Annotated in this window: 13 protein-coding genes; 1 reads left to right on the top strand and 12 read right to left on the bottom strand. The window is 52.3% G+C overall.

Annotated elements, in window-relative coordinates; genetic code table 11:
* Window positions 1-344: 344 nt before the first annotated feature.
* From galU to PGRAT_RS03080, 11 genes are all read right to left on the bottom strand, one after another.
* Entirely contained in the window at window positions 345-1,265 is a 921-nt protein-coding gene (gene galU / locus PGRAT_RS03130; RefSeq protein ID WP_218918647.1) for a UTP--glucose-1-phosphate uridylyltransferase GalU, read from the bottom strand.
* A gap of 20 nt (window positions 1,266-1,285) precedes the next feature.
* Window positions 1,286-2,269 (bottom strand): glycosyltransferase family 2 protein, encoded by a 984-nt coding sequence (locus PGRAT_RS03125; protein WP_025703319.1) that lies wholly within the window; start codon window positions 2,267-2,269, stop codon window positions 1,286-1,288.
* A gap of 92 nt (window positions 2,270-2,361) precedes the next feature.
* The gene (locus PGRAT_RS03120; protein ID WP_025703320.1) at window positions 2,362-4,554 is read right to left on the bottom strand and encodes a glycosyltransferase family 39 protein; all 2,193 of its coding nucleotides are present in this window, start codon (window positions 4,552-4,554) and stop codon (window positions 2,362-2,364) included.
* A 724-nt stretch (window positions 4,555-5,278) separates the two neighbouring features.
* Window positions 5,279-5,824 carry a DUF1697 domain-containing protein gene (locus PGRAT_RS03115; RefSeq protein ID WP_025703321.1) on the bottom strand — a complete coding sequence of 182 codons (546 nt, stop codon included), beginning with the start codon at window positions 5,822-5,824 and terminating at the stop codon, window positions 5,279-5,281.
* Window positions 5,825-5,841: 17 nt separating this feature from the next.
* Window positions 5,842-6,663, bottom strand: coding sequence for a phosphotransferase family protein (locus PGRAT_RS03110; RefSeq protein WP_025703322.1), 822 nt, complete (start codon window positions 6,661-6,663; stop codon window positions 5,842-5,844).
* A gap of 16 nt (window positions 6,664-6,679) precedes the next feature.
* Complete coding sequence (locus PGRAT_RS03105; RefSeq protein ID WP_025703323.1) at window positions 6,680-6,976, bottom strand: antibiotic biosynthesis monooxygenase family protein; 297 nt, start codon at window positions 6,974-6,976, stop codon at window positions 6,680-6,682.
* A 39-nt stretch (window positions 6,977-7,015) separates the two neighbouring features.
* The gene (locus PGRAT_RS03100; RefSeq protein ID WP_025703324.1) at window positions 7,016-7,642 is read right to left on the bottom strand and encodes an alpha/beta hydrolase; all 627 of its coding nucleotides are present in this window, start codon (window positions 7,640-7,642) and stop codon (window positions 7,016-7,018) included.
* Between the two features lie 131 nt (window positions 7,643-7,773).
* The gene (locus tag PGRAT_RS03095) at window positions 7,774-8,880 is read right to left on the bottom strand and encodes a GerAB/ArcD/ProY family transporter (protein ID WP_025703325.1); all 1,107 of its coding nucleotides are present in this window, start codon (window positions 8,878-8,880) and stop codon (window positions 7,774-7,776) included.
* A gap of 27 nt (window positions 8,881-8,907) precedes the next feature.
* A complete protein-coding gene (locus PGRAT_RS03090; protein ID WP_025703326.1) occupies window positions 8,908-9,111 on the bottom strand; it encodes a hypothetical protein in 204 nt (67 codons plus the stop codon).
* Between the two features lie 6 nt (window positions 9,112-9,117).
* Complete coding sequence (locus PGRAT_RS03085) at window positions 9,118-10,272, bottom strand: Ger(x)C family spore germination protein (RefSeq protein ID WP_025703327.1); 1,155 nt, start codon at window positions 10,270-10,272, stop codon at window positions 9,118-9,120.
* On the bottom strand, window positions 10,269-11,819 hold the full coding sequence (locus tag PGRAT_RS03080) for a spore germination protein (RefSeq protein ID WP_025703328.1): 1,551 nt from the start codon (window positions 11,817-11,819) through the stop codon (window positions 10,269-10,271). Before PGRAT_RS03080 ends, PGRAT_RS03085 begins: the two co-directional genes overlap by 4 nt.
* 310 nt (window positions 11,820-12,129) lie before the next feature.
* On the opposite strand from PGRAT_RS03080, the gene PGRAT_RS03075 reads away from it, so the two are divergent.
* On the top strand, window positions 12,130-12,471 hold the full coding sequence (locus tag PGRAT_RS03075; protein ID WP_025703329.1) for an MGMT family protein: 342 nt from the start codon (window positions 12,130-12,132) through the stop codon (window positions 12,469-12,471).
* Here the strand turns inward: PGRAT_RS03075 and PGRAT_RS03070 are convergent.
* Window positions 12,447-13,148, bottom strand: coding sequence for a DUF1361 domain-containing protein (locus PGRAT_RS03070; protein ID WP_025703330.1), 702 nt, complete (start codon window positions 13,146-13,148; stop codon window positions 12,447-12,449). The two genes, PGRAT_RS03075 and PGRAT_RS03070, sit on opposite strands and share 25 nt — an antisense overlap.
* Between the last annotated feature and the right edge of the window lie 71 nt (window positions 13,149-13,219).

The following is a 13,219-nucleotide window of genomic DNA, read 5'->3' as shown; positions in this document are numbered from 1 at the left end:
GAATTGAACTGGGGAACTTGAAGGTTCGGGTAATGAATAAAGCCCATAGGAAACTACAGCGAGTGGAAAAAGTAAACCTAATTAGCTGGAATTCTGGGTGCAGAAGGTTTTAGTGGGATTACTTACACCTAATCAGCCTTATTCATCCCATCCGGCCGCTTTCGGGCCGGATTAGTGGTACTTTTTCCAACATAAGATGCTCCATGAGCCGAATGTGTTCAATTAGTGATCCTTTTTCCAACATAAGATGCTCCATGGGCCGAATGTGTTCAATTAGTGATCCTTTTCCACTAACGGCGGCTGTTCCTTTCAACGGTTTTCCAAGTCCGGCGAGTTCAGCCGTTTCACCCTGCACCCGGAGAATGCAGCACAGACAAGGCTTCTGTGCCGTCTTCCAAGCTGCCGAGCAGCCCCCTCAGATAAGGCACAAGCTGCGGACGCAGTTCTTTACGCGCCAGTCCAATCTCCAGCGTGGCCTGAATATAACCGAATTTATCGCCGATATCATAACGTTTGCCCTGCAGATCAAGGGCCAGCAGCCCCTCATTCCGGCATCCCTCATGCAGCGCATCTGTCAGCTGATATTCTCCGCCGGTTCCGCGCTCCAGCTTGCTGAGCACAGAAAAGATGGATGGCTTCAGGATATAGCGTCCCATGATGGCATTCGTTGAAGGCGCAGCCTGAGGCAGAGGTTTCTCCACCAGCCCGCTTACCACATGCACGCCCTTCACCGCGCCGCCGGAGGCAATGATTCCATACTTGTTCACCTCGGACCTTGGTACCGGCTGCACACCAACTATAGTCTGCTCGGACTGCTCGTACAGCTTCATCATCTGCAGGAGTGCCGGCGGCTCGGAGACCATGATGTCATCACCAAGCAGTACCGCGAACGGCTCGCCGCCGATAAACTGTTCCGTGCAGGAAATTGCATGTCCCAGGCCAAGCGGTTCCTTTTGCCGGATGTAATGAATACTCGCCAGCCCGCTGATGGCCTGCACTTCACGGAGCAAGTCGAGTTTCTCTGTTTCCAGCAGAGTCTGCTCCAGCTCCACCGACTTGTCAAAATGATCCTCAATCGACTTTTTGTTGCGGCCGGTCACGATAATGATGCTCTCAATGCCGGAGCGCACCGCTTCCTCCACAATATATTGAATCGCCGGCTTGTCTACAATAGGCAGCATTTCCTTCGGCTGGGCCTTGGTGGCCGGCAGGAAACGCGTGCCCAGGCCTGCAGCGGGGATCACAGCTTTTCTGATTTTCACGATGGATCCACTCCTCTGTCCTATTATTTATTGAGCTGGGCCACTCTCTGTTCGCTTACACTTTGCTGCTTCTTGCCGCTGTAAAATTCCTGGACAATGTAGAGCGGACGCCGTTTCGTCTCGTCGTAGATCCGGCCGACATATTCACCCAGGATGCCCAGCATAATCAGTACAAATCCGTTGAATGTCAGGGTAATACCGATCATCGAAGCCCAGCCTTTAACAGCCGCGTCCGTAAACAGCGCCAGATACAGCACGTACATAAGGTACAGAAATCCGGCTCCCGAGAGGAGCCCTCCTAGATAGCCCGCCAGCTTCAGCGGCTTGTAGGAAAAGGAGGTGATTCCATCCAGCGACAGCTTGATCATGCGCTTCAAGGGATATTTCGTCTCCCCGGCTAGCCGTTCATCACGTTCATATTCGATAGCCTTCTGGCGGAAGCCTACCCAGCTGACCAGTCCGCGCACAAAGCGGTTTTTCTCCGGGAGCCGTTTCAGTTCCTCACACACCTTGCGGTCAATGAGCCGGAAATCACCGGTATCTACCGGAATCGAAATGTCCGTGGAATAACGCAGCACCCGGTAGAAGAGGCTTGCTGTCCACTTTTTGAAGAGGGATTCGCCGTTTCGCTTGATCCGTTTGGCGTACACAACCTCATAGCCGTTTTTCCACTCCCGGATCATATCCAGAATGAGCTCCGGCGGGTCCTGCAGATCGGCGTCAATGATGACCACCGCATCCCCCAGTGAATAATCCATACCGGCGGTTATGGCAATCTGATGGCCGAAGTTGCGGGACAGATCAATCAGCTTCACACTCTCGTCCCAGTAGCTGTATTCCTCAATCATCTGCGCACAGTTGTCCGTGCTCCCGTCATTGACGAATAACAGCTCATAGACCTCTCCTGTCGTTCCCATCACTTTTTTGATCCGCCGGTACGTCTCCTGAATAACAGCCTCTTCGTTATACATTGGTATAATTACGGAATAGCGCACGTGTGTACTCATGAGCAGCTCCTCCTTAGATTTAAGTAATAAAGCGCCCCTTACATTAAAAGTCTGTTCGGCACGCCTCCTGTAACAGCCTGCTTGTCTCTAACCTACTGAACAGTCACCTCGTACAAGGTTCCTCCGTTGCTGCCTGTCACTGTGCCCTGCCATTCTGCTGTCGGAACTGCTGTCCCGTTCTCCGTAATCCAGTTCGTAATTTCAGAATTGCCTCCACGTCCGCCGCCGCCCATGCCGCCGGTAGTCACGAGGAAGTACTTCACTTTACCGCTCGCCACGAGCGCCTTCAGCGTATCGGTGGTATAAGGCACGTCCGAGTTGTTGAATCCGTTCAGAATCACGACCGACTCATGTTCATCAATGATATAAGGGCCTGCAGTTCCGTAATCCATGGCTGCGAACAAATATTTCTCGCCGGTATTATGCTCCTTCAGATAAGCCAGCAGATTCTCGTTGACTCCAGTGGTGCCGTTTCTGCCGCCCATGCCCATGCCATCCATGCCACCCATGCCTCCAAAGCCACCCATCCCGCTGTCCGGGCCTGCTGCCGGTGTCATGCTGTTTGAGCCGTATGTAATTGGCGTAAGCGCCCAGTACAGCGGTCCAACCAGCAGGACCAGCAGCCCAAGTACAGCGGATGCATAGACGAACCGCTTCTTCTGCCCCTTCAATATCCGGAGCACCAGCAGCAGCACAGTTACTGCGCCCCCTCCAGCCAGGACACCTATGGACCAGCCACTGCCAATGGTACTGTCATAAGGATGAATGATGTACCACTGGAAGAGTGCTGTAGCGAGTGTGGCCACCGGAAGCAGCCAGGACAGCCAGGCTGCACGCTCCTTATAATAGGTCCAGAGCCGGAGCCAGCCTGCGCCTACCAGTGCCGCAATCGGCGGAGCCATCATAATCAGGTAGTATTGGTGGAAGAACCCGGCGATGCTGAAGAATCCCATAACAGGTACCAGCCAGGCCAGCCAGAACAACGCTTCTTTATGTTCTTGGGTAAAATTCCGTCTGCGCAGGCTGGCAAAAATCCCGATGCAGCCGAACAGCAGGAAGGGCAGCAGCCAGCTGGCTTGACCGGACAACGCCGATTGGAACAAGCGCAGCGGACCGGCTGTGCCGGTATTGAACATTCCGCCTCCGCTCACGCTGCGTCCGCCTTGGCCGAAGTTGAACTGGCGATTTCCGCCCTGGCCGTCTTCACCGTCCGCTCTGCCGCCTGGCACCTGCCCCTCCATCCCGCCGCCACCTGGAGCTTGGCCGCGGCCATCCGAGCCTCCGTCAGCCTGTCCGCCTCCAGTACCTCCCGGCTGCTGCCCCTGGGCCTGGCCGTCTATTCCGTTCATCGTTCCCGGGCCGCCCCGGCCGTCTTGACCGCCTGTTCCGTTCATGAGCGGCATTTCCCCGCCATTCCAGAATGGCATTTCACCTCCGCCGATCATTCCGCTGCCTCCGCCGCCAGGGAATCCGCCCCCGACACCCCCGGTGCTGCGTTCGCCCGTTAAGCGTGCTACCCCGTTGTAGCCAAAAGCCAGATTGAGCACAGAGTTGGTGCCGCTGCTGCCCATGTAAGGCCGTTTGCCGGCCGGGATGGAATCCACGATCACCGCCCAGGACAACGAAACCACCAGCAGTACTGCGGTGCAGGCGGCTAGCACGCCGGTTTTTTTCTTCCAGTTCACTTTGGCTGCCAAAATATAAAAGAGATAAAATGCCGGAAGTACCATATAGGCCTGCAGCATCTTTTCGTTGAAGCCAACGCCGATGAGGGCAAATGCAGCGAGAAGGCTGCCCGTTGTATTTCGCTTCGTCCCCTTGAAGAGAAACCATGCCGCCAGCAACAGCGTGAACACCAGCATAGCATCGATATTGTTCGTTCTGCTCACAGCGGCAGCCACAGGTGTAGTTGCCATGGCCAATGCCGCGAGACGCGCTGCCGTGCGGCCAAAGGTTGGCTTCACCAGCAGATATACGAGCAGCACCGAACCCATCCCGCCAATCACCTGGGGCAGGATCACGCTCCAGCCATGCAGTCCGAAGATCAGCGCGCTGAGCGTCTGAATCCAGAAGGTAACCGGCGGTTTATCGACCGTTACCGAACCCGCCGAGTCCAGTGAGGCAAAGAAGAAGTTATGGAAGCTCTGGAGCATACTTCCCACCGCAGTCGTATAGTAGGTATTGGCGTATTGATCATTCCAGATTCCATAGCCATACAGAAAGGCTGCAAGCAGCAGTACCCCCAGCAGTATGACATCGGAACCCAGCTTTTTTATCCATTTCATTACTCTCCACTCCCCATCGGTCCATCCGTGTATTATTCCGGCAGTACTCAATTCCCGGCACATCTTTGCTTAGGTGTATTATGGCATCCCTACCTTAACTGATAATGAAATCAAACTGAATGTTTGCTGAATGCTGAAGCGGCCAAAAGCTCAACAGTGTTGAGCCTTGCTTCGGCGCTTTTGAAAGATGCAAAAAGGCTACGCCGTCCATGACTGGATGACGTAGCCTTTTTGGATGTCAGTTTAGCATTCTCCCCATGATTCCTACAGCAAATCCAAGTGGAAAAAGGGCACCTAATTTGCTGGGCACTGCCTGTTCCCCGCAGGTTAAGTGGAAATAGGTAAACTATATCAGCTCCTTTCGCCATAGGATGAGGAATATAGCTCAATGAAGTTTCCTTTTTCCACTTCATTCTCACAATTTGTTGATTTGCGGGAGAAATAAGTTCACTTTTTCCAACTAGCACTGCTCACCGGATGATAACTTCGGATGGCGTAATTTCTTCTAAAACATTAGCTGAAAAAAAGCTATCGAATCCGGCTGATCTCCACCCGTTTGAATAAATTCGCTGAACCCACGCCTACTTATCCCCCATTTTTGCACACTTTATCCGCAATAAAGATAAATTATGATTTCCTGAACAGTACAAAAGCCCCACAACGTGGGGCCGTGACTTTTGCCTATAAAAAACATTCCTTTTCCGCTACTCCCATTCCTTCTCCGCTACTTTTCCTTCCCCATTGCCGCCAGCTTGTTCACTGTATTCCAATTGCGTGCGGTAATGGAGGTTCCGAGGAGCTTGTCCAGCTGTACCTTGAATAATGGAGATTGGCTTGCGCTCACCTCGTACAGCGTGTACATCTCTTTACCCGCAACATAGAGTTTGTCTGCACCATTCTCATAGGGGCGCAGCTTCTCCAGCGCCTCTTTCGATGGCGCCTCAGCGAGGAACGAAACATACAGGCGTTTATAGCCCTCTTGCGCAGGGGGTTCAAACGGATTGCCCGCAATCGCCGCCTCGAGTTCCTCCAGTGTGCGGATTAACACGCTAACATCAAATCCGAATGTCTCCTTGATTGCCGCACTGATCACAGCCTCAAGTTCAGCGGCCTGGGCTTCATTGCTCTCAAACACTACATTTCCGGACTGGATATAGGTGCGCACCCGGCCATACCCCAGCGACTCGAACATGGCCTTCAGGGCCTGCATCTTAATGATTTTGTTGCCGCCCACGTTGATGCCTCGCAGCAGCGCAATATATGTAATCATAACAGCACCTTCTTCCTTTAATATCCTGTCCGGGAGGAATTGGAGTTCAGACGTCTGCGGATTTCGCGGACCAGCTGTTCCTTCTCAGCAACTGGAATACCTTCCGTAAGCCGGGCTGAGGCTACCGGCAGCACCCAGGCATTTACCTCAGCATAAGAAAGACCCGACAGCCTGAGATATTCCCCGATGTACCCTTTCGTGAGCCTCTGCCTTATAAAACCCGTAACGAGCCGGGTCGCTAGTGAAGTTCCGGGCGGCAAAGCTCCCATGCTGAACATAATCACAGACCTTGCCGCGTCCCCGGCAGGATTGCCGGTCATCCCGGTCATCCAGTCGATGGTCCATGCCTGTCCGTCGATCAGCACATTGTCCGGGTGGAAATCCCCATGCAAGAGCCGGCCGCCCTCCGGCAGCTGCTCCAGCTTTTCCAGGACGGGTGTCTTTTCCTCCATCGTGAGCATAGGGGCGGCAATAATGCTGCTCCTCAGGATGTCCTTCTGCCTGCCGAAGGCTTCTGCCCCCTGAAGCTTATGCAGGTCATGATGTAGCGAAGCTAGCTGCCTGGCATATCCGCCCAGCCTCCACGGCTTCTCTCCAATCAGCCGCAGCATGGAGCCGCCATGAATTTGCTGAAATATAATCCCCTTGCGTTCCTCAAGCGTAACCAGTTCAATAGGCTGAGGCGTCTGGACGCCTTGCTGGTAGACATATTTACAGACCTCATATTCGTGTTCAACATAGTGCGCAGGAATTTCCCCGCGATAGAGCTTCAGAATCTTCCCTGTCCCATATTCCCGGACCTCCGCTGTTCTTCCTTCCCCAATCTGCTTCCCCGGCATGCCGTCCCCCCAAAAGTTACTCCAGATTAATACACGTGAAATGCTCCACTACCGGGAAAGGGCTGTAATAATGATGCAGCAGCGCTTTCCACTCCTGATATTGGCCGGATTCCCTGAACCCTATGGTATGATCCTCAAGATTTCGCCACTTCACAAGCAGCAGGTATTTATGATCATCCTCCAGGCAATGCTGCAGCTCATGGCCCAAATAGCCTTCTATAGAAGAAATGAGTACGGACGCTGCCTTGAAGCTCTGTTCAAATTGGCTGGTAAGCCCCGGCTTGACCTGCAGCATGGCTGCTTCCAAAATCATCGCAATCCTCTCCTTGCTTGGATATATGGTCCAGATGCCTCAACCTGTAAGTGCATCCCGGAAAAACTCGTGATAAAAATTAATAATGACCAGCAGCACCGCCAGCGACTCATTGACACTGCCCACTTCGAGTGCGTTATTGGCGTCATCAATCCGGTACACCCGCAGATTCTTCTGTCCGTTAAGCCCGGCGGCATGCTGTTCCGTGAAGGTCGGGTCGCTGCCGCCGTAGATGATGCTGCCCCGGCTCTGCCGCAGCAGCGGGAGTGAATCCGCTACTGGTGTCAGATACAAATGCGAGGTCTTCAGGTTGAGGTTCAGCTCTGCCGCCACTCTGCCGGCAATGACAGCCCCCATGCTTTTGCTTATGAAGAGCAGCTGCTCATACTCCGGAAGCGAGCTAACGGCCGCTTTGCATTCCTCGGCTATAATATCGATTTCGTCACGTTTGAGCTCAGCCCGTGCGCTCTGATAGCCATATTCCAACAGCAGGATATCACAGCCATATTCCCGGGCCAGCTTGGCCGCATAATCCAGCAGCGAACGCTCAGCCGAGTAGTTCTTACCCGGAAAAACTACTGCGAGCGCCTTAGACTCCTGTGTAATATACTTATGTCTGACTTCCCTGCCCCAATGCGAGGACATGACGATGCTTGATACGCTCACCCGCGCTTCCTCCTTCGCCAGTTTCTCAAAGATTCCCCTAAGCTCTCTGCCTCTCATTATAGCTATCTTCAGCACAGGTGGGAAATAAAAAACGGTGAAGACTCTTGGAATCCCAAGGCCAGCCCCGTCTTCTATTGCTGCGTTGATGTCTTCTTACCGCTTCTCCTCCAGGCCAGAATTTCAGCAGTCACCCACAGAATCACGGGAATGACCACCTGAAACGGAAAGGCGTAAATTTTGTAGATATGGTAGGCAAAACTCTCCATTTGCATAATGTCCTTATAGATAAAAACCGCCAGATAGACCATAATCAGACCCATCTGCAGCACAACCGAGCGGTAGCTGCTCAGCTTGAATACTTTTGCCACCCCATTGCTGGTCACATACAGACATAAGCTTACTTTAATAAAAAGCGCCGTTACAAATATAATCGCTGAAGAGCCTTCGATTCGTGTCAGGAAATCCCCAATGTTGATTCTGCTGACCGCCACATAGGAGGGGAAATATAAGCTTGACAGGATATCCGGTCCCAATACCATCAGATTGCGCAAAGTGACCTGAAGGATAATGACTGCGGCAATCAATGTGCTGCTTACCAGAACCCTTGCGGCTGAACCCTTTTTGGACAGCACATTAAAGGCACCCAGGAAAACCACAATTTCAGCAAAAGGAAAGGTGAAGGAGCCTATCGTATCTGACATAACAAGCTTCCACCCGCTGTCTAGAACCGGCAATAGGTGATGGTAATGATATTTAGGGATAGAGAGAAGCTCTACTACTATAATCACTATTAAAGTAAACAACAAAAGGAATTTGGCACTTCTCCCCAACACCTCCATTCCCGCCTTCACCACCCAGACACACAGCAGGCCGATGACAAGCATCGGGGCCAGCATCGGTGTTGACGTCAGGGCAACCGTCTTACTGAACTCTCCGAAATTCCGCAGCACCAGCGAGCCCAAATGCAGAGCATACCAGATATACAGGCAGGAGAGCACCCGCCCGGCGACTGCCCCGAACACAAGAATCAGCATATCGTACAGATCCTTGCCCGGAAAAAGCACATGCAGCCGGGCATAGATTAACATGAGCGGAACTGCCAGTGCTGCGGCCAATATCAAGGCAATCCAGCTGCTGTTGCCGGACTGCCCCGAAGAGCCCATAAAAAGGGAAGTGCCGATAATAAATAGGACCGATATACTTATAGCCTGCCCTGCCGGTATGATTTCCTTGCTCATCTTTCCTCCCCCTTATATGATCCGGATTTAGAATAGCTTTCTAACCCAATGCACAATCGGAGACGAAGGGCTGGGAATTTCCCACCGCATGGATAGCGCAAAAGCCAAGGAGAAGGACACCAGGCACAGCACTGAGCATACATAGAAGTCCCGCTTCTTCCCTTGCTTCAGCAGACCGTAGGGGTCAATGATAATGACAACAGCGTAGATCAGCAGCAGGTAAATGATCATAGGAGGTTAGTCTCCCAGCTTAATGGAGCGTGAGGTTTTGGCACTGCTCTCAATAATCACCTTCGAGTCTACCGTTATATCCAGCTTTGCAAATTCATCATCCCAATGGTCACGGACCTTGACCCACATCTTCGGCTGGTGCTCATGGATGATTTCCCCGTATCCAAAAATATCGGCATGGTACTCCTGCTGCATCTTCCGTATGACAGACAGAATCTCCTGCTCCAGAGCTTGGCCCGCCCGCTCTTCAATGGCACTGATGGACTCGTTGCCCGAGAAGCTTTCCGGAGTCATCACCTCATCCAGACCGGTATGTGTAACGGTTGTAACCTGCAGCGACAGTTTGCCGTCGACCACTTTAGGCTTCACCTTGGTTCTGCTTGATAAGATTTCCAGAGAGTATGTCGGAACCCCCTTCTTGTCATTCACAGGCAGTACGCCTCCCTTGATGTCATCTTTGGCAAATAGCATGTTCTTGGTTTCTTTGCCGTCCAGCTTGCCTATCATTTTATCCTTGGTGAAAATCGCACAGCCGTTAACACGTTCATTCTTCTGCCCGTTCTGCTCATGAATGTAGATGAGCGGTGCAACGGCATGATTCCCTAAAGTCTCCAGCCTGTCGATAAAATCCCATATTTCCACCGTCGGCGCACTGCTGGTAAACTTCTCGTCCCGCATCATCTGTGCCAGTTCAAACGACATGATTGTTTCTGTGGTGCTGTTCAGATTCAGAATCTCCCGCGCGGTCGGCTCACCCGACACAAAGATAAAGACATCGGACCTTGTTTCCGTATCCCTGCTATACCAGTCAACTGTCCTGATCAATCCTTCACGGGCGACTTTCTCGCTGAAAATGATTGCTTTGGCATGGCTCCAGAACAGCTTTTTCCCGGTTATGGATATCATGTTGCGGACAATGTCAAAGATCGTGCTTCCCGTAAGACTGAGCATTTTGAAGCCCGCTTGATTTTGGTCAAGCCCCCCTTTGATATCCACCATTTCAGTAGTAAGCTGGATCTTTTCGTTGGCGCCGTCCTTGTCGATGGCCACCCCGGCCACGACGGATATATCATCAACTTCGGTATAGTTCCAGCAGCCGCCGAGGCACGGTAACATGATTATGCAGAGCAGCAGCGGCAGCAGCCTCGGGGCCGCTCTCATGAGCCTCCCGCCTTTTTCCCGGGCAGCTTCCGCTTCATATTGCGCGCACCTATGACTGCCGGACGCAGGTACATATCCCACCAAGGAGCACGGATAGCTGTATCCTTAATGTCCTGCGGGCGGATCGACCCCACACCCAGCATGTAGGGAACCCCGAAGGAGCGGAGACTCATCAGATGAATCACCAGGCCGAGCAGTCCGAAAAAGTATCCGTATATTCCGAGGAAAAACGCTGCAAACAACAAAACCAGACGCACTATAATCATTGGTCCTGTAAGCCTTGGATTCAGCAAGGTAGTGATTCCCGTCAGGCCTACCACAATGACCATCGGGGCGCTGACAATCCGGGCATCTACAGCAGCCTGCCCCAGTACCAATGCTCCCACAATGCTGACCGCCTGGCCAATGGAGGTTGGAATCCGGGCCCCCGCCTCACGAAGAATTTCGAATATAGTCAGCATTATGAGTGCCTCTACAACCGTAGGAAAGGGGACAGACAGCCTGGCAGTGGCAATGCTGAGCAGGAGCAGGGTAGGGACCATCTCCTGGGAGTAGGTAATCAAAGCAACATATGCTGCCGGGATGCTGATGGACATGAACGCACCTATAACCCTTAAGAACCTGTTAAAGGAGGCAAAATAATAGTTGATATAGTAATCCTCGGCAGCCTGAAAATTTTCAACAAAAACATACGGCAGTGTCAAGGCAAAGGGACTGCCTTCGATCAGCAAAGCAATCCGGCCTTCCATAATTTTGCCCACTACTGTATCCGGACGTTCAGTGCTGCCAAGCGTCTCGAACGGCGAATAAGGCTCGTCGCGAATAAGCTCGGCCAGATAACCGGTATCCAGCACATGATCAATCTCTACCCGCGCAAGCCTCCCCTGCAGCTCCGCCAGAATCTCCGGTGAAGCCAGGCTTTCCATATAGCAGATACAGGTCTGCGTCTTGGTCCGGGTTCCAATATCACCAAATACTAACTTCAAATCTGAATTCTGGACTCTGCGGCGGATTAAGGTCAAATTGACAAGCAGCGACTCTGTGAACCCTTCTCGCGGTCCCCGGACCGCTTTTTCTGTGGTAGGCTCTTCGATCGCCCGCGTTTCCCAGCCTTGGGCACTGATATTCAGCGCCCCTGCATACCCGTCCAGCAAAAATACCGTTTTGCCCCCGACAACCCCCGCTACCAGTTCACTCAGCTCAGTAGTTACCGTAATGTCGTTGAGGGTTATAATCTCCGTGCGGAGCTTCTCCATCAGTTCAGCCGGATTGCCGTGAGCTTCTTCCTTGAATGGATAATCCATTACCGGCTTCGTAATCCCGTTCTGCAAAAGTGCCCTGTCGATCATTCCTTCCACGTAGATCAGACAGCAGCGCAACGTTGTCCCATGGTTATTCTCAATGAACCGCACCCGAAGCGTCCCATCGTTGCTGAATATCCGCCGGACCACAGCTACATTATCCTCCATTGAGGAGCTAAGCGGCTGGGAAGAGGATATTTCGCATTCTGCCTGTCTGCTGCTCCGGGAAGCGCCGGTATTCTTCACTGCAGTCACTCCTGTCACAATTGTTTTGATCTGATTATCCCCCGACTCTATAACTCCTATTCGCCATAATTATGCTGTGAAGGAAATTTACTGCAGACAGAGCAAAGCCCGCAGATGCTCATCTGGCATTACGGACTTTTGCGGCGGAACATATTCAGTTACTCACACCCATACCTTGCCGGAATATCTATTCCAATAAGCTATTTGCCTTCCCGCATGCAGCACAAGATGCATATTCTAAGCATCGGCGCCTAATTCTGCTATAATTTCAGTACATATACTTTACCGTTTGGAAAAAGGAGTCCCGTTCATGACACCATTCACAGAAAAGGTCATCACCGTCATCCGTTCGATCCCCGAAGGTTATGTCATGACCTACGGAGGCATCGCCCGCGCTGCAGGAAGCCCGCGGGGGGCACGGCAGGTTGTGCGCATTCTGCATTCCATGAGCCGCAAATACAAGCTGCCTTGGCATAGAGTCGTCAATGTCAAAGGTGAAATCGCCTTGGCTGATGACGAGTCCAGCTCTCTGCAGCGGCTTTATTTGCTTGGCGAGGGCATTGTTATTGACGCAAAAGGCGTGATTGATCTTCAGCGGTACCAGTACCACCCCGAGCCGGACGAAGACTACCTTCTGCCGCCTAAGGAGTAGTCGCGGCCGTTGCCTCTGCCCAGCACATTCAGCAGACAGTACATGGTCGCATAAATAGCCAGCAGCACGCAGGCAATGAACAGGCTGAAGAAAACAGATTGCCGGTTCAGGCTGTCCACGACAAGCTGGTACAGCTGATGCCGGTCGGTGAGCACATCCCAGCTGTTCAGCCGGTAGACCCGGCCGAGCAGTACGCCATAGCCTCCGAGCCCGCAGGCGAACAGCACGAAGATCCAGGAGAGCAGCAGATTGGTTTTACGGTAGATGACAGCCTGGAACTGGTACAGGGAAAAGAATCCGGTCAGCCAGCCGCTCCAGGTGAACAGCAGCAGCGTAATCAGATCATACCAGTAGCGGTTCTGGATCGTGCCGCTGACAAAATACAGATTCTTGCGGATCGTCAAATGCACCAAATCCGTCATAATATAAGGCGCGTTCGGAAAAAACAGCAGCCAGGCTATACCGAGCGGAAGCACCAGCAATCCGCCGATTTTTCTTTTGTCCAGCTCATGGGCCGCCATGGAGAATACGAACGGCAGCCAGGCCAAAAACAGATTCCAGATCAAAAATTTATAGAATGTATCCGTCCGCTGCGATACTACACCGTAAACGGCCAGCGTCACCAGGGACAATCCTGCCAAAAGCAGAAACACCTTGATGTAATTCAATTCCTTCATAAGATGCAATCTCCTTATCGGTATGAATTCGTTGATCATCTATCTTCTAATTGAATCTCTTCCCCCTAATT

The sequence above is a fragment of the Paenibacillus graminis genome (genome assembly GCF_000758705.1).
GTDB classification, from domain to species: Bacteria; Bacillota; Bacilli; order Paenibacillales; family Paenibacillaceae; genus Paenibacillus_AQ; species Paenibacillus_AQ graminis.
Note: the sequence above shows the minus strand (reverse complement) of the source record. Positions and strands in the feature narration are given on the sequence as shown.

What these genes read in the sequence shown, in the direction of transcription:
- PGRAT_RS03120 (WP_025703320.1), bottom strand. Translation starts at nt 4,554, where the DNA reads ATGAAATGGATAAAAAAGCTGGGTTCCGATGTCATACTGCTGGGGGTA.
- PGRAT_RS03075 (WP_025703329.1), top strand. Translation starts at nt 12,130, where the DNA reads ATGACACCATTCACAGAAAAGGTCATCACCGTCATCCGTTCGATCCCC.
- PGRAT_RS03110 (WP_025703322.1), bottom strand. Translation starts at nt 6,663, where the DNA reads ATGCCGGGGAAGCAGATTGGGGAAGGAAGAACAGCGGAGGTCCGGGAA.
- PGRAT_RS03105 (WP_025703323.1), bottom strand. Translation starts at nt 6,976, where the DNA reads ATGATTTTGGAAGCAGCCATGCTGCAGGTCAAGCCGGGGCTTACCAGC.
- PGRAT_RS03070 (WP_025703330.1), bottom strand. Translation starts at nt 13,148, where the DNA reads ATGAAGGAATTGAATTACATCAAGGTGTTTCTGCTTTTGGCAGGATTG.
- PGRAT_RS03095 (WP_025703325.1), bottom strand. Translation starts at nt 8,880, where the DNA reads ATGAGCAAGGAAATCATACCGGCAGGGCAGGCTATAAGTATATCGGTC.
- PGRAT_RS03085 (WP_025703327.1), bottom strand. Translation starts at nt 10,272, where the DNA reads ATGAGAGCGGCCCCGAGGCTGCTGCCGCTGCTGCTCTGCATAATCATG.
- PGRAT_RS03115 (WP_025703321.1), bottom strand. Translation starts at nt 5,824, where the DNA reads ATGATTACATATATTGCGCTGCTGCGAGGCATCAACGTGGGCGGCAAC.
- PGRAT_RS03125 (WP_025703319.1), bottom strand. Translation starts at nt 2,269, where the DNA reads ATGAGTACACACGTGCGCTATTCCGTAATTATACCAATGTATAACGAA.
- PGRAT_RS03090 (WP_025703326.1), bottom strand. Translation starts at nt 9,111, where the DNA reads ATGATCATTTACCTGCTGCTGATCTACGCTGTTGTCATTATCATTGAC.